The 17,343-nt window shown below is 43.4% G+C and carries 14 protein-coding genes; all 14 read right to left on the bottom strand.

Annotated features, from left to right (window positions below; translation table 11 throughout):
• Positions 1–48: 48 nt before the first annotated feature.
• Positions 49–756 carry an NADH-quinone oxidoreductase subunit J gene (gene nuoJ / locus A1232T_RS02605; protein WP_077447918.1) on the bottom strand — a complete coding sequence of 236 codons (708 nt, stop codon included), beginning with the start codon at positions 754–756 and terminating at the stop codon, positions 49–51.
• Entirely contained in the window at positions 753–1,301 is a 549-nt protein-coding gene (gene nuoI, locus A1232T_RS02610; protein WP_011960909.1) for an NADH-quinone oxidoreductase subunit NuoI, read from the bottom strand. Before nuoI ends, nuoJ begins: the two co-directional genes overlap by 4 nt.
• A gap of 186 nt (positions 1,302–1,487) precedes the next feature.
• Positions 1,488–2,534: an NADH-quinone oxidoreductase subunit NuoH gene (gene nuoH / locus A1232T_RS02615; RefSeq protein WP_077447919.1), complete on the bottom strand. Its 1,047-nt coding sequence runs from the start codon at positions 2,532–2,534 to the stop codon at positions 1,488–1,490.
• A gap of 1 nt (position 2,535) precedes the next feature.
• Entirely contained in the window at positions 2,536–5,553 is a 3,018-nt protein-coding gene (nuoG, locus tag A1232T_RS02620; protein ID WP_077447920.1) for an NADH-quinone oxidoreductase subunit NuoG, read from the bottom strand.
• A 16-nt stretch (positions 5,554–5,569) separates the two neighbouring features.
• Positions 5,570–7,078, bottom strand: a complete 1,509-nt coding sequence (nuoF, locus tag A1232T_RS02625; RefSeq protein ID WP_482822383.1) for an NADH-quinone oxidoreductase subunit NuoF — start codon at positions 7,076–7,078, stop codon at positions 5,570–5,572.
• Between the two features lie 101 nt (positions 7,079–7,179).
• The gene (nuoE, locus tag A1232T_RS02630; protein ID WP_208606905.1) at positions 7,180–7,689 is read right to left on the bottom strand and encodes an NADH-quinone oxidoreductase subunit NuoE; all 510 of its coding nucleotides are present in this window, start codon (positions 7,687–7,689) and stop codon (positions 7,180–7,182) included.
• A gap of 89 nt (positions 7,690–7,778) precedes the next feature.
• Positions 7,779–9,566 (bottom strand): NADH-quinone oxidoreductase subunit C/D, encoded by a 1,788-nt coding sequence (gene nuoC, locus A1232T_RS02635; RefSeq protein WP_077447923.1) that lies wholly within the window; start codon positions 9,564–9,566, stop codon positions 7,779–7,781.
• A gap of 160 nt (positions 9,567–9,726) precedes the next feature.
• Positions 9,727–10,395, bottom strand: a complete 669-nt coding sequence (locus A1232T_RS02640; RefSeq protein WP_077447924.1) for a NuoB/complex I 20 kDa subunit family protein — start codon at positions 10,393–10,395, stop codon at positions 9,727–9,729.
• Between the two features lie 10 nt (positions 10,396–10,405).
• A complete protein-coding gene (gene ndhC, locus A1232T_RS02645; RefSeq protein WP_077447925.1) occupies positions 10,406–11,044 on the bottom strand; it encodes an NADH-quinone oxidoreductase subunit A in 639 nt (212 codons plus the stop codon).
• A 287-nt stretch (positions 11,045–11,331) separates the two neighbouring features.
• On the bottom strand, positions 11,332–11,907 hold the full coding sequence (dcd, locus tag A1232T_RS02650) for a dCTP deaminase (protein ID WP_077447926.1): 576 nt from the start codon (positions 11,905–11,907) through the stop codon (positions 11,332–11,334).
• A gap of 267 nt (positions 11,908–12,174) precedes the next feature.
• On the bottom strand, positions 12,175–13,278 hold the full coding sequence (locus tag A1232T_RS02655; protein ID WP_077447927.1) for a DUF2804 domain-containing protein: 1,104 nt from the start codon (positions 13,276–13,278) through the stop codon (positions 12,175–12,177).
• Entirely contained in the window at positions 13,278–14,528 is a 1,251-nt protein-coding gene (apbC, locus tag A1232T_RS02660) for an iron-sulfur cluster carrier protein ApbC (protein ID WP_077447928.1), read from the bottom strand. Before apbC ends, A1232T_RS02655 begins: the two co-directional genes overlap by 1 nt.
• 270 nt (positions 14,529–14,798) lie before the next feature.
• Complete coding sequence (mgtE, locus tag A1232T_RS02665) at positions 14,799–16,136, bottom strand: magnesium transporter (protein WP_077447929.1); 1,338 nt, start codon at positions 16,134–16,136, stop codon at positions 14,799–14,801.
• Positions 16,137–16,525: 389 nt separating this feature from the next.
• Positions 16,526–17,323: a 3-hydroxybutyrate dehydrogenase gene (locus tag A1232T_RS02670; RefSeq protein ID WP_077447930.1), complete on the bottom strand. Its 798-nt coding sequence runs from the start codon at positions 17,321–17,323 to the stop codon at positions 16,526–16,528.
• Positions 17,324–17,343 lie beyond the last annotated feature (20 nt).

Genomic DNA, 17,343 nt, shown 5'->3' on the forward strand with positions numbered 1-17,343 from the left:
CAGCTGCCCCTTCAAGGGTGGTAGCTGTTTCAGAGGTTGCAGTTGCCATTAACTATCCTCCTTATTGTGCAGGTTAGATCTAGCGTTGTATTGAGTATTGGTATCAATGAAGTCTTTGGCATCAACAGGTTGATAGTCATAAACCTCATCGGTATGGCCTCTTGGGGCTGAAAGACGGCTGGTATGACTTTCATTTTCATCATCCAACGCTCTTTTACCCAAGTGATAAGCCGCAACTAGCGCTGCCAATAATAGTAAAGCTGCCACTTCTACTAATAATAGGTATTCCGTAAATAAGGCGATACCCACTTGCTTAGCAGAGACCGTTTGCGCACCTATTGTGGCTCCCGCTACCTCTGTACCCTCTACAGTAGAAATGCCACCGCCTAAAGACAGCATATAAACCAAGACCACTGCAATAACAAAAGTTAATGCGGTAGGCACTGCCCAAACATCTGAGGCCAGCCACTTACTTTCACGAGCATCGTTCTTGGTGCCTAAATTCAGCATCATAATAACGAAGACGAACAGTACTAAAATTGCACCAGCGTAAACAATAACTTGCAACGCTCCGGCAAAAGGCGCGCCGATAATAAAAAAGATACCTGCCAAAGCAAGTAATGTCACAATCATAGACAAAATGGCATGAACAGGATTAGCGAGCATAATGACACGCAAGCTGGCAATAATTGCCACCAAGCCCAATGCGTAGAATCCTACCAATGCAGTGTTATCAAACCAGTGTAGCCAACTCATGGCAATAGACTCCTTAAATCGACAGGTTGAGCCTCATTTTGGGCAGCACCTTTTGGTTTGTCTTTAATCGCCATACCGCTAACACGGTAATAGTTATAGTCAGGATATTTACCTGGACCTGAGATTAATAGGTGTTCTTTTTCGTATACTAAGTTTTGGCGTACATATTCACCCAACTCGAAATCTGGAGTTAGCTGAATGGCTGTCGTCGGACAAGCTTCTTCGCACATACCACAAAAGATACAGCGAGAGAAGTTAATACGGAAAAACTCAGGATACCAGCGCCCATCTTCACGCTCAGCTTTTTGTAATGAGATACAAGCCACAGGGCAAGCTACTGCACATAAGTTACATGCCACGCAGCGCTCATCCCCATCAGGGTCACGGGTCAGTACAATACGACCCCTGAAACGTGGTGGCACAGGTACAGGCTGTTCAGGATACAATATGGTATCTCGAGGTCTAAACGCATGACTGTTAACCATCCACATAGAGCGCACAATGGTAAACATGCCCACGACTGTATTTTTCAACGTTTTAAACATGTTAACTTCTCTAATTGCTTATCAGTGATAAGACCCCTAAAGCGTATTAGCCGGTCTATCTAACCCAATAAATAGAAGATTCAAAAACTCAGTATTTTATTATTAAACTAAGTCTTACTTAACTATACTTTTTCTAAATTGCTGTCTTACTATCAGTGTCTTTAGTTTATAGTGGCTTTAACTATATTAAGCGGCAGAGATTAAGATTAAGGCCGCAGTAATTAATAAGTTAATTAAAGTCACAGGTAAACACACCTTCCAACCAAAGTTCATAACTTGGTCATATCTTGGACGCATTAATGAGCCGCGTGCTAAGACGAACATAGTCATGAAGAATAAGGTTTTGATCATGAACCAAAAGGCTGGCGGTAAAATGGTAAAGCCTAGATTTAACGGCGCATCCCAGCCCCCGAAGAACAGACAAGTCATTAACGCTGAAATAAGCACAACGTTGACATACTCACCAATAAAGAACATACCAAACTTCATGCCTGAATATTCGACATGATAACCTTCAGCCAGTTCTTGTTCTGCTTCTGGTTGGTCAAAAGGATGTCGGTGAGTCACAGCGACACCGGCCACAACGAAGGTTAAGAACCCTAAAAATTGTGGGAAAATATTCCAGTGCCAAAAGCCGCCTGTTTGTGCTTCAACAATCTCACGCAGGTTAAAAGAACCTGTCATCGCCACAACACCCATTAGCGACAACCCTAAGAACACTTCATAACTGATGGTCTGTGCTGCAGAGCGAAGGCCGCCTAGTAAAGAGTATTTATTTTCAGAGGCCCAGCCACCGAACATAACCGCGTAGACTGCCATACCTGCCATAGCAAAGAAGAATAAAATACCAATATTCCAATCTGCCACGCCTAACATTGGCGAAATAGGAATAATGGCAAATGAAGCAAGCGCTGTGAACATGGCAATTGCTGGCGCTAGGATAAACATAAACTTATCAGCAAACTTTGGCGTCCAATCTTCTTTAAAGAAGATTTTCAACATATCTGCCACAAGCTGTAATGACCCCCAAGGCCCTACTCGGTTTGGACCATAACGGTCTTGCCATAAAGCCAGCATACGACGCTCATAAATAATCATTAACGCAGCGACGATAACCACAACTAAGAAAATAACCAAAGCTTGGCCTACTAGGAATAAAGTATTCCAAGCTTCTACCGATAAGCTTTGACTTAGAAAGCCTGGCACCTCAGGGATGATTCGAATAGATTCCATATTAACCTCCCTGACCCTCTAACTGTGGTTTGTTATTCATTATGTTTGAAGCTTTTGGTGGATCTATTTTTACTACAGAGGCTGGTAAATGGCCATGTAAAATTGGCACTTGGCCCACTGGGTAACCAATACAGCCTTCTGCAAGATAAGTCACAATAGTTACTGGTAACTCGACGCGCTGCCCATCTACAGTGATGGCTAGCCAATCGTTATTACTCACTTGCCAATGCTCAGCATCCTCTACACCAATATAGAAGGCAGGTTGCTGCATTTGTTCTGCAACCACTGGGCTTCTATGTGCCATTGCAGAGCTGCCATATATATTATGCACCGGAACTAACTTGGCTTGACCTTGGAAAATACTGGTCTTAATAGGCTGAGCTAATTCTGGACGAATGTATTCACGCTTAGCACGCTTTTTGGTTTCATCCATTAAGTCAAATAGACGGATACCTGGGTCGCCTTGTTTTAGGCTACCTCCTACTTTGTCTTGATACTTATTCCAAGCTTGTGGTGAGTTCCAACCTGGTGCTTGAGCAAATGGAATCATTGAGCCTGGTGTCTGAGTGCCGCTATAACCTTCCATCGAGAAAGTTAAACCGGTATCTAGATCTTTTGGCTGCATAGGCTCATGCACTGAGATATTGGCACGCATTGCGGTACGACCAGAATAACGTCTTGGCTCACGCGCAATTTTTAGACCTGAAATACGGAAGTCTGAATCAGGAGCTGCCTGTTTGATCCCTTCTAAATTCGGATGGGTTTTAATCAGCTCATTGATAACATCATCTAGCTGAGTCCAATCTAGAGGCAACTGATTTAGACTGGTTTCAACAGCATGTAGCCAGCGCCAGCCCTCTTTAATACAGTTTTTATTATCGTAATAGCTTGGATCATAAACTTGGAAGAAGCGCTGAGCACGACCTTCAGCAGAAACTAAAGTACCATCTGCTTCGGCGAAACTTGCTGCAGGTAAGACGATATCCACAAATTTATGCCAGTATAAGCTTTGATGATCTAAAGCAATCACGGTCTTATCGCTTAACAGCTGAGCTAATTTATCGATATCTAAAGCATCGGTTAGTTGGTTTTCGGCGACAATAACCGCATCGAAGTCTGATGCCAATAATTCTTCAACCGACTTACCACCTAATAGACAAACCCCAAAACTGTTGGCATTGGGCACACTTAAGTATAGTCCCGCTTGCTTACTGTATTTTTCATTGGCTTGCTTTAATTCTAAAGGCTCTTGGTTTGGCTGACGTTCTAGATTATCAGCTGCTTTAGATTGACCGGCTTGATCTGGTTTGGCATCCAGCTCTTTGTCCTCAGCAGGCTGTTGCTGAGCTTGTTGAGCACGAACCTTAGCATTATGAACTTCAATTTGCTCAAGCTCATAAGCTTTGATTTGATCACGTTTGTCCGTTAAGGCTTGGGCAATTTGAGCAGAAGCTTCGATAATAGCCACGCTAAACTGACCGGTACCTGAGACAACCAATGGCTTATCAGCGGTCACTAAATCAAATGCGATTTGCTGAGCCAACTCTTGCATAGGGTCTTCTGGCTGCTCTTGTAGTGTAGCCTGCTTAATTTGCTCAAGATCATTACCCAAAGCCTTAATGGCATCTGCTACTGCAAAGCCTAAGCTGGCAATGTCTTCTGGCGTCGCCACACAGCTGACTTTACTGATGTCATCTAACTTAGTTTGCACCGTATCAGCAATGTAGACTGGGCTTAGCTCTTTTTGACCAATACGCTGCACAGGCTCTGCTAACCAAGACTCTGTTCTTAGAGCTTCAGCCATTTTGATTTTTTTGTTTTTAGCAGCTTGACGGATGGCCAAAGCAATACGAGGGCTGGTCTGGGTAACATCTTCACCCAACACAAATACCGCATCATATTCTTCAATTTCAGCCATAGTTGGGTTATAAATGCCTTGAGTACTTAAAATCTCAATACATTTTTCGACCAGACTCTGTTGATGGCTGTTTAGACCGGTTGAGAAGTTATCAAAGCCAACTAATTTTTTTAGAGCGAAGTTGGTTTCTAAACTGGCTCGTGGTGAACCAATACCGATAACTTTTTTGTCCTTTAAGCGCTTCACAGTCTCATCTAAAGCATAGTCAACATTAATTTTGACGTGCTTGTCATTGATGTGCTCAATGGCTTGAACAGGACGGTCTTCACGGTTCACATAACCATAGCTAAAGCGACCTAAGTCACATAAGAAATAACGGTTTACTTCACCGTTGTAACGGTTCTCAATACGACGTAACTCGCCATAGCGCTCACCGGCTGAAATATTACAGCCCGCTGAACAACCATGACAGATGCTTGGCGCATACTGCATGTCCCATTTTCGGTTATAACGGTCTGAATGCGTCTTATCAGTGAATACACCGGTTGGACAAACTTCGGTTAAGTTACCTGAAAACTCGCTTTCAAGTTGACCGTCTTTGTCGCGACCAAAATAAACGCGGTTATTTGAGGCATAAACGCCTAAGTCTTCACCACCTGCGTAATCTTTATAATAACGAACACAGCGATAACAAGCGATACAGCGGTTCATTTCATGTGCAATGAATGGCCCTAACTCTTGGTTATGGTGTGTGCGCTTGGTGAAACGGTAACGACGTTTGTTATGACCTGACATATAAGTCATGTCTTGTAAGTGACAATGACCGCCCTCTTCACACGTTGGACAATCGTGAGGGTGGTTGGTCATTAAGAATTCAACAATAGATTTTCGAAATGCTTTGGCCTCAGCATCATCAACCGAAATATACATGTCATTGGTAGGAGCTACCATACATGACATGACCAATCGGCCTTTGCCTGCTGCTGCATCTTCTGCGTTGTTAAACTGCTTTACCGCGCACTGACGGCATGAGCCGACTGAACCAAGTGCAGGGTGATAGCAGAAATAAGGCACATCGATACCCAGTGACAAACACGCCTCTAATAGGTTGTCTGCTCCGTTTACCTCGACCTGCTTACCGTCAATATGTATGACCGCCATGCCTGTTTCTACTCCTCTACTTCACATCACTAGGGTTAGAAGTTGGGGTCTTATTCCCGGCTTCTGCGCCTGCTGTTGTATCCGAATTAACGTTACTACCGGTATCTGCGCCTGAATTAGACGATGCTGCAGGACTGCTATTTCCCATAGATGACATTACTTTTTTAATTTCCGACTCAGCCCATTCCGAGGTCTCAGCATCTACTTCAACGGCTGGTACCACGATTTTGCTGTCAAATTCATGACGGAAATATTTAAGCGCACTCATTAATGGCTCCATAGCCCCTGGTGCGTGCGCACAGAAAGTCTTGCCTAACCATAAATCACGAGTTAAGCCTTCAAGCTTTTCAACATCACCGACTTGACCTTCACCATCATCGATAGCGGTCAATAGCTTCACGCCCCAAGGTAAGCCATCACGGCAAGGGGTACAAAAACCGCAGGATTCACGTTGGAAGAAAATCTCTAAGTTTTTAAGTAGTGGCACCATGTCCTGTGACTCATCAACCACCATAATCAGACCGGTACCCATACGGCTGCCCGCCTTTTGGATACTATCAAAGTCCATTGGGACATCTAAGTGATCTGTAGTTAGGAAGTCGGTAGAAGCCCCGCCTGGTAGCCAAGCTTTTAGACGCTTGCCCTGCTTCATGCCGCCGGCCAAGTCTTCAATGATTTCACGTGCTGTATAACCAAATGGCAATTCCCAAAGACCTGGATCATTCACCAGACCAGAACAGCCAAAGATTTTGGTTCCTGGCGTGGTACTGTTGCCCTTCTCATTTGGCAGACTTTGATACCACTCAACACCATTCACCAAGATGGCTGGCATATTACTTAAAGTCTCTACGTTGTTCACAACGGTTGGACGACCCCAAGCGCCTGACACTTGTGGGAAAGGTGGCTTAGTACGTGGGTTAGCACGGCGGCCTTCTAGACAGTTAATTAAAGCAGTTTCTTCACCGCAAATATAACGACCGGCGCCAGTGTGTACGTGTAGGTTAAAGCCAAATTCTGAGCCTAAGATATTATCGCCCAATAAATTGTTGGCCAAACACTCATCAATGGCAGCCATTAAGCGCTCTGCTGCTAAAATATACTCACCACGGATAAAGATATAACCGTCAGTGGCACCAATGGCATGAGCGGTAATTAGCATACCTTCGATAAGCTGAAATGGCAGACGCTCCATTAACAAGCGGTCTTTAAAGGTGCCTGGCTCCATTTCGTCAGCGTTACAGATTAGGTAGCGTGGGCCCCCATCTGGAGGCGTCATAAATGACCATTTAAGACCTGCGTTAAAGCCTGCACCACCACGGCCGCGAACGTTGGCCGCTTTAATCATATCGCCCACTTCTTTTGGCGCTTTATTTAAAGCGGTCTTTAGACCTTCAAAACCACGTAAAGATTGATAAGTTTCTAAATCTAAAATGGCATCATGGTGTGCCAAACGCCAAGTTAACGGCTTAGTCTCGATTGTCGCAGTAGCTTTGCCACCATAGATAGGCACACGTTGATTGTTCAACTGGCTGGGTGCTTGACCTTGCTTACGACGAGCAAACTGCTCAGCAATGCTCAATCTTGGTGTTGCAGCATTTTCGGCAGCTAAATTTTGTTCATTCTGACTCATGGATAATACTCCAATAACTCGGCAACCTGATCAGGAGTAACAGGACCAAAAGTATCTTCATCAATTAACACAGAAGGGCCTTTATCGCAGTTACCTAAGCAGCAAATAGGCAATAAAGTGAAGCGACCATCTGCTGTGGTCTGACCAAAATCAACCCCTAACTGGCTTTTTAACTCAGCGGCCAACTCTTCATAGCCTGTTAAATAGCAGGCAATAGAGTCACAAACCAAAATCACATGGCGTCCCACTGGCGAGCGATAAATACGGTTAAAGAAAGTAGCAACCCCTTCAATATCGGTTACTGGCACATCAAGTAAATTAGCAATCGCATTTACTTGAGCATCATCTACCCAACCATTGCGCTTTTGAACCAATTTCAAAGCATCCAATGAAGCCGCTCTTGCTTGAGGATAATGATGAATGTACTCATTAATTCCCTCAATCTCTTGAGCAGTCAAGATGCTGGCAACATCTACGGTTGGGGTTTTATCGGTAACAATCTTAATCATTGTATTATTTTCTCTTTAACTGCTAGCCAGGTTTAATGGCCCTGCTGGCTTGATACCCTAGAAAATTGAAAACTATCCGCTATCTTTTATCTGTCTGTATCGGCCATAACAATATCAATTGAGGCTAAATAGATAATCGCGTCTGACACCAAACTGCCGTTAATCACAGAAGGCATTTGCTGTAAATGAGCAAATGTTGGCGTACGAATACGAGTACGATAACTCATGGTCGAGCGATCTGAGGTAATGTAATAGCTATTAATACCCTTAGTCGCTTCCACCATCATTGAGGCTTCACCCGCTGGCATTACTGGACCCCAAGATACCGAAATAAAGTGATTAATTAGGGTTTCAATATCATTTAAAGTACGGTCTTTTGGTGGTGGCACAGCCAATGGATGATCGGCTTTATAAGGCCCAGACGGCATATTATCCATACACTGTCTGATAATGCGTAATGATTGACGAATCTCTTCAATCTTCACCATACAGCGGTCATAAGCGTCGCCGTTATAGCCTACGGGAATTTCAAAGTCGTAGTTCTCATAACCCATGTACGGACGAGCTTTACGCAAGTCAAACTCAACGCCAGTAGCACGCAGACCCGCACCGGTAACACCCCAAGCTAAAGCTTGTTTGGCATCATACTGAGCGACGTTTTGAGTACGGCCTTTTAGTACTGAGTTCTCCATTGCTGCTTTAACATATTCGTCTAAGCGTTTTGGCATCCAATCTAAGAACTCACGTACCAGACGCTGCCAACCACGAGGTAAGTCCGCTGCTGTACCGCCAATACGGAACCAAGCAGGGTGCATACGGTAACCGGTCACCGCTTCAATCACGTCATAAGCTTTTTGACGGTCGGTAAACATATAGAATACTGGGGTCATACCACCAGCATCTTGAATAAAGGTACCGAAGTACAATAAGTTGTTGGTAATACGGAAGAACTCACTCATCATCACACGGATGGTTTGAGCGCGCTCTGGAACAGTAATTCCTGCTAATTGCTCAACCGCCATAACATAAGGCAGCTCATTCATTACGCCGCCAAGATAGTCGATACGGTCAGTGTATGGAATGTATGAGTGCCAAGTTTGACGCTCTGCCATCTTCTCAGCACCACGATGGTGATAACCGATATCTGGAATACAGTCGATGATCTCTTCACCATCTAGCTGTAGCACCAATCTGAATGCACCGTGAGCTGAAGGGTGGTTAGGTCCTAAGTTTAGGAACATAAAGTCTTCATCACGACCACTGCGCTTCATGCCCCACTCTTCAGGAACAAAACGTAGGTTCTCTTGCTCAAACTGTTGCTTAGCAGCGTTTAAGAAGTAAGGCGTAAATTCTGTGGCACGCGCATGATACTCTTTGCGTAGCGGGTGACCTTCCCAGTATTTAGGCAATAAAATACGGGTTAAGTGAGGATGTCCTTCAAAGACAATACCAAACATATCCCACACTTCACGCTCATACCAGTTGGCATTTGGCCAAATCTTGGTCGCTGTAGGAACGTTTAGATCATCTTCTGACAAGGCTACTTTGACACGAATATCGCTATTACGCTCAAGAGACATTAAGTGGTAAAAGACTGTGAAATCACTGGCAGGCAACCCATCACGATGTTTACGCAAACGCTCATCCATTGCAGATAAGTCAAGTAACATCACATAAGGCTTAGGCAGGGTGCGTAAGAACATTAGGATTTCAAGTAAATCACTTCGTGCAACCCAAATGGTAGGAATGCCATCAAAAGTAAATTGCTCTGTAAATTTACCCGCAAATTTAGTTCCAAGTTCACGCAGCACGGGATGCTGTGTCGTATTTGGATTGGCGCTATTATTAGTCGCGTTGCTATTATCCGTTACCATGGTTACCGCTTACCTCAGAGTCATTGCAATTATTGCGAATACGGAAGGGTGAATATTTTTATGAAGGGTTCTGTACTTTGGGCACAAAACCCTATTTTAACTGTCTAACTTTACTGGCTATCAAATTTACTCGCTAGCAAATAAGCTAATAAAGCCTAGTTTAGATGCTATCTGGGCTGCGTAAGTTCTTCACTGCAATGCGATCGGCTTGTTTGCGATCACGCTCAGGCAACATTTGTGGCTGGTAGATACCTTTTTCATTTACATAAGCCCCTAATGGACGGCGCTCTTTGGTAATAGAATCTTGTAATAGCATCAAGCCTTGAATCAACGCTTCAGGGCGAGGTGGACAGCCTGGTACATAGACATCCACGGGAATAATTTTATCCACGCCTTGTACCACTGAATAAATGTCGTACATACCGCCAGAGTTAGCACAAGAGCCCATAGAGATTACCCATTTTGGCTCAAGCATCTGTTCATATAGACGCTGAATAACTGGGGCCATCTTCACAAAACAAGTGCCAGCCACAATCATTACGTCAGCCTGACGAGGAGAAGCACGAATAACCTCAGCCCCGAAACGTGATAAGTCATGCACTGCTGTTAAAGTCGTTGCATATTCAACGTAGCAGCATGAAGTACCAAAGTTAAATGGCCAAAGTGAGTTTTTACGTCCCCAGTTAGCTGAGGCATGTACCATATCCTCAAGCTTACCCATAAACACGTTACGGTTGACTTCATCCTCAATAGGATTATTAACTGTTTGACGTGTCTGCGCAGGATAAGTTTCGGCGTCAGGATTAGCACGGGTTAGCGTATATTTCATGATTTAACCCTTAAGAAGACGATTTATTAGACGAAGATGAAGGAGTTGAAGCTTGGCTGAAGTCAGCTGTGGTGATATTACCCGTCACGTTAATACGGTCAATATTCGCTAAGTGACGTTTATTGGCTTCAATATCATTAGAGACATTAACTTGACCAGAAGATTGAGCAGGCACTTTGCCTGTTGGGTCGGTATGTAGCTCATCAATACCATTAAACTGAGTGATACTGGCTAGGTCGAAACCTGCAGGAGCTTGAGTTAGACGCTCTTTTTTACGGCGTTTATCAGAAGGTGCCCAGTTCATTGCCCCTAATTTAAGTTCATAAACCAGACCAACAAACAAAATACCAATAAAGACGGCGGCGGTAGCAAAGCCAATCCAGCCCACTTCTCTTACAGATACGGAATAAGCATACAGATATAAAGCTTCTAAATCGAAAATAACAAAGAAGATGGCCACAAGATAGAATTTTGCAGACATACGAATTCGGGCATTGCCAGCTCCGACAACGCCCGATTCAAATACTTCTTCTTTTTCTGTACCTTGCGAGCGTCCACCTAATAAACGGGGTACTACCAGCATGAATACAACCAAACCAATAGCTGCCAAAATGAAGGCTAATGCTGACCAATTAAAGGCGGAACTCATCTGTATATCTCCTTACTGGCACGTATCCTCTGAAGCCCTTAGTTTATTCTGAGGATAAGAGCAGTGATTTATAGGATACATCGGCTGGTAAAATTAAGGTGCTACTATACTTTTTTTACAGACTAAATGCCAATTTAATACTGAATGAGAAGGTCATATTTCAAAATATATTCCCTCTTTACATGCATTGACATTTATGGCTTTTTACAGCAACACCTTTCAGTAAACGTTTGAATATAAAATAATTTATCGCATTTCACGATTGGTGCTTAAGTCACTCTTAAGCCCTACGTGCGAGGTAGAGTTACCCCTACCTGACCTTGGTACTTACCCCCACGGTCTTTATAACTGGTCTCACAAACATCATCAGCATCACTTTGGAAAAATAGCATTTGTGCTACCCCTTCACCGGCATAAATACGAGCAGGTAAAGTGGTGGTATTACTAAATTCTAAAGTAACGTGCCCTTCCCACTCAGGCTCAAGCGGGGTAACGTTGACGATTATACCACAGCGAGCGTAAGTAGATTTACCTAAGCAAATGGTTAAAACATCACGAGGGATTCTAAAATATTCTACCGTACGCGCTAGGGCAAATGAGTTGGGAGGAATAATACACTCATCTCCAACGATATCGATGAAGCTGTTTTCATCAAAGTTTTTAGGATCGACTATGGCAGAGTGCACATTGGTGAAAACTTTAAACTCACGGGCACAGCGCACATCATAGCCATAGCTAGAAGTACCGTAGCTAACCAGCTTATCGCCAGCGTCATTAAAACGGACTTGGCCGGGTTCATATGGCTCAATCATGCCATGTTCTTCAGCCATTTTACGAATCCAGCGGTCAGATTTAATTGACATTTTACACCCTCAAACTATTGATTTAAAACTATTAATTTAAAATAAGATATTATACAAAAGGTAAATTATAAAAGATTCGACCTTGTAATTACAGCTTCATTACTCATCGTGCTATCGATTTAAGCCATTTAGTGTGGCTATTTTACGCTCATTAATCACTTTGTGCTAATACTGTAGCGTATTCACTCATTTAAAATGTAAACAGCACCTACTGCCTTTATTTTTGTTTTGGGTAAATTGGTCAAATAACAGTCTTTACCATTTGCTTTACCATTTGGCAAAATGATCTTCTGCTAGCCCCATCACCTGGTCTAAAACGATAATCTCTCCCTCTGCAAGCTTTATATGACCTGAATAATGGCCTATCCATTGCTCGAAGATACTGGCTAATAATCCATAGTTATCCGTCTTTTTATAGACTTTAAGCGGAGTAAAAGTCAGCTCAATATCGACCAGACTCCAGCCTAGGTTTTGATGACTAATACTCCAAGCAGAGTTGCTTTCACTGTCTTGACTGTCTCTTCGGAACATTACTGAAGGGAGATGATAAATTTCACCGTCTAGCCAGCAAGCATTCTCACTCACCCCAGTCTCATTAACGCCCATAGATAAATTCAGCATGAACTGCCGGCCGTCAACAAGCTGGGTATTAATACAACTCCAAAACCAGTTGGTCTCATGGCGCATAAAGCCTAAGGTCCAATCTAAGTTGGCACGGGTGGAGGACTCAAATTCAAGATGAGTCAGAGTGCTTTGTTCGCCTTCACTCTCACTGGTTATAGAATAATGCTTGGACGAGCTATGTAGGATTAACTCTCCTGAGGTCGCTTCAAATGGCTCTTTTTGGGTAAAGGTCCAGCCTCGTCTACCTGAAGGCGAGCATACGGCTAACGGCTGCTTGGCTCGCTGCAAGTCGGCATTCACCGTAAATACTTCACTATTTAATCTGACACTCGCAAACTCAGGGGAGAAGTGCATTTTCACCGTCAGCTTGTCATGTTCGAAGACCATCTCGCCATTTTGATGATCACCGCTAAACTGAGTGTTTAATGTCAGAGGTAGTAAGGCTTCAACTATCTCAAACTGTTTAGTGCCTTCATGATAAATATAAGCAAACGCCGTCGTCGCCAACTTAATCGTAGCCACAGCCAGACAGATTCGATAAGGCCCATGTACTATTTGAATAAAGGCAAACTGATTGGCTTTTAATTGCTTGCGCCACTGAGCGACTGGCTTTTGCGAAATCAGGTGGCTGTGATAATCCAAATAATTTATTTGGTTTACCTGAGAGAACACCCCAAACTTAGGCTGCCCTTGCTCAATAAGCTTATCAATGGCAGCTAAGTCATAAGAAGCTGTATTATTTATCATTAAAAGATACGACCATCATCACGTTTTTTGGCAAATTTGGCTATATTTGCTTCGATATTAGTAGCGATATCAAGATAGAACTGCGCATAATCATCGCCCTGACCCTCATTAGCAATAACGCTCGGTACCCCTTTGTCAGCTTGGGCACGAATGTCACTTGCTAGCGGAAGTTGTCCTAACAATGGCACTTGATATTCTTTAGCAATAGACTCGCCACCGCCTGCGCCAAATATGGCTTCAGTATGCCCACAGTTTGAGCAGGTATGCAATGCCATATTCTCCACCACCCCTATCACCGGAATGCTGGTTTTATTAAACATCTCAATCCCTTTTTGGGCATCCATTAGCGCGATATGCTGTGGCGTGGTAACAATTACTGCACCCGTCACTGGAATGCGCTGTGCCAAAGTTAGCTGGATATCACCCGTACCTGGTGGCATATCAATAACCAAGTAATCTAGCATCGGCCAGTTGGTCTGATTAAATAGCTGCATCAATGCACCGGTGGCTTTTGGACCACGCCAGGCCACAGGAGTGTTATCGCCATCCAATAAGCTACCGATAGATAACATCGCCAGACCATGCGCTTCTACAGGTACAAACTGCTCATTTTCTAACTGAGGCTTAACCCCTTCTACCCCAAGCATACTGGGCATAGAAGGTCCATAAATATCTGCATCCAGCACCCCTACTTTATTACCCAGCTTTTGTAATGCCAAGGCGATATTGACGGTGGTGGTAGATTTACCCACACCGCCTTTGCCTGAGGCCACTACTAAAATATGTTTAATACGAGGATGAGGTTGCAGACTCGATTGAGTCGGAGCACGCTTGGTGATTGGTGGCTCGGCTGCAGCAGCAGTTTTTGGAGCCGCATCGATGGTTTTTGGTAAGGTTTTGCCACTTCCTTTGGTAGAGCTAACAGGCATAGCGTTATTGTCTGACATGGTTTTGGCTCCAGTAGCTTTAGGCAGCAGGGTAATATTTAAGTTAACTTCTTCTATACCGTGAGGCTTAAGCTTGAGACCCAGTTGTCTTTGGACCTCTTCAGGCTCTGCGCTCTCATCTAGGCGCAAATCTAAAGTTACCGTATCCCCATGATGTTGAAACTTGATTAACTCGTTTCTGCCACGACCCTGCGGATAGTTAGCCATCACCTCTTTTGCTGCGGCTTCTAATTTTGCTGCTTGCTGAGAGTCTTCACTTTTGAGGGTGTTTTTATGAATCGTTTTTTTTATGAAATCAAACATTAATGCACTGCCCCTTAGCAACTTGTAACTGCTATCTATTGTGGTGCGTTATGTGGTTAATTAATAACTGACTCGTAGTATCTGTTTACGGTCGACACCTTTATAGCCTGCTAGCAAGTAAACTTAATATATAGCGAATCAGTTTAGCTCAATTTATGACTTAAAAAAACCACAATGGCTTTGATGCTATTGCCATTTTCTTTTTATCTAAGAATAAAACCAGCTTTTATAAAACCAGATTTTCTACATCTTCTTTATTACAGCACCAAGTTACAGTACTAAAAACTTAGAAGCGATGAACAAATAAATAGCGACCCCTGAAGCATCACACACTGAGGTGATTAATGGCGCACTGGCACTGGCAGGGTCAAAGCCAAATTTATTTAGTATAAAAGGCAAGCTCATGCCGATCACACAACCAATCATTACCACAGAGACCATACTCAACGCGAGTACTAACGATACCATGGCATCGCCACGGAAATAACCAATGACCGAAATCGCGGCAGCCATAGTGATACCCAGCAATAAAGCAACCATAGCTTCACGGCCCAATAATGTGAACCAATCTCGCATGACCACCTCTCCGGTAGCCAAAGCACGTACCATCAAGGTGGCAGACTGAGAGCCCGCGTTACCGCCACTATCTACGAGTAAGGGCAAGAAGAATACCAGTACTAAGTTGGCAGCAATCACATCCTCAAAGTGAGCAATTCCCACTCCTGAGATTAGGTTACCAAATACTAAAAACACCAGCCAAAACACACGCTTACGATATAAAATTCGAATACTGGTGTCTTTAAAGCTACCTATTAAACTTGAAACACCCCCTGACTTATGGAAGTCATCTGTGGCCTCATCACTGGCCACGTCCATCGCGTCATCGTGGGTGACAATACCGACTAAGGCTCCGTTATTATCAATAATAGGTAACGCAATTAAGTCATAGCGGGCAATGGTTTTTGCCACATCTTCTTGGTCTTCATGCACATTCGACGCCACTACTTTGGTCAGCATGATGTCGCCAATAATCTGATTGGGCGAGGCCAAGATTAAGGTTCTTAGAGAGACCACCCCTTGTAGCTTACGCTGTTCATCGATGACGTAAGCATGATAAATAGTTTCTGCATCAGGGGCCTCTAATCGCAAAGCGGCTAAAGCTTGTGCTACCGTCATTTGCGCCTTTAAAGTAGCGTAGTCTGAGGTCATTAATGCCCCAGCTGTTTTTTCAGCATAGGCAGACAGTCGTCTGATGTCTTCGCGTTCAGCCTGAGCCAAGGCAGGTAATAAGGCATCGCGCTGATCTTGGTCCAAACGCTTATATAAGTCGGTTCGCTCATCCGATGGCATCTCGCCCACTAGCTTCGCAAGACTGGCTCGAGGAAATAAGAAGGCCATTTCCATCTGTTCTTCTGGGTCAAGATAAGAAAAAACAGTGGCTCTATCTGGCAGCTTTTCTAATAACTTCCACGACATATCAGAGTCTAATAAAGTCAGTATGTCGGCAATGTCGATCGGACGCAAATCCTTTAATTGATCTACGGCTTGGTCAAATTGTTGATTTTCAATGGCATTTTCTAAGAATAATGCAGTCGCTTTATGATCCATAATTTGTACTCCTTGCAGCCCAGTCTTTGTTGCAAGTAACCATAGAAATAAAATAATAAAAAAGAGCCAATAGTTATATTATTGGCTCCTGATTTAGGCTCTAAATACTAGCTTTATTAGGGCAGTTGAAATAAGTGGCAGTCTAAAAGAGTCATTTACATAACACTATTTATATATAAATTTAGAGTTTGTCTTCACTGACTTAGCAATAGTATTGACGGTTTAATTTTTCGTCAAAAGCACCTAAAATCGTCTTTTTGGTGCCCATTAACTCGGTTTAAACAAAACTCAAACAAATGCTAAGCGATTGCCATTTTTTTAACAAGGGGCTGTTTGTTAAAAAAGTGACTTCTAAATTTAAACTGCCTGCTTATTTTCTAGATAAAAAGTTAATTCATAAACCAACCGTGACTAGCTACAATCGACTGCCCAGTAAACACATTAGTTGGGAATGCTGCCAAAAATAGCGCTAACTGTGCAATATCTGCCGTACTGGTAAATTCCTTATCCACTGTATTAACTAGCATAATATCATTAACTACTTGCTCCTCACTAATGCCCTTTTCCCTTGCCTGTTCAGGAATCTGCTTCTCAACCAGCGGTGTTTTCACAAACCCTGGGCAAATCACATGAGAACGAACATTATATTGAGCGCCTTCTTTCGCCAATACACGACATAACCCCAGTAGCCCATGTTTTGCTGTTACATAAGGTGCTTTAAACAAAGATGCTTCATGTGAATGTACGGAGCCGGTATAAATCACCGTACCCACTTTGTCACTATCATACATATACTGTAGTGCCGCTTTTGTGGTCAAAAATGCACCGTCTAAATGAATAGATTGCATCTTTTTCCAATCACTAAAGCTTAACTTATGAATGGGATCAATGATTTGAATACCTGCATTAGATACCAAAATATCAATACTACCGAAGTGTTTAACTAAGGCCTCTACTCCCTCATTTACCGCTGTTTCAGAGGAGACATCCATAGCGATGGCTAAAGCCTTACCGCCTGACTCTTCAATGACTGCTGCTACTTTTTGTGCAGCTTCAAGATTAATATCTGCCACACCAACGGCTGCGCCTGCTTTGGCATAAGTTTCAGCAATGTCACGACCAATACCACTAGCAGCGCCAGTAACCAATGCCACTTGGCCGGTTAAATCTTGATTTAGTTGACTCATCCTTGTGTACTCCTAAGTGC

It is taken from the genome of Psychrobacter pasteurii, assembly GCF_900162815.1.
GTDB classification, from domain to species: Bacteria; Pseudomonadota; Gammaproteobacteria; order Pseudomonadales; family Moraxellaceae; genus Psychrobacter; species Psychrobacter pasteurii.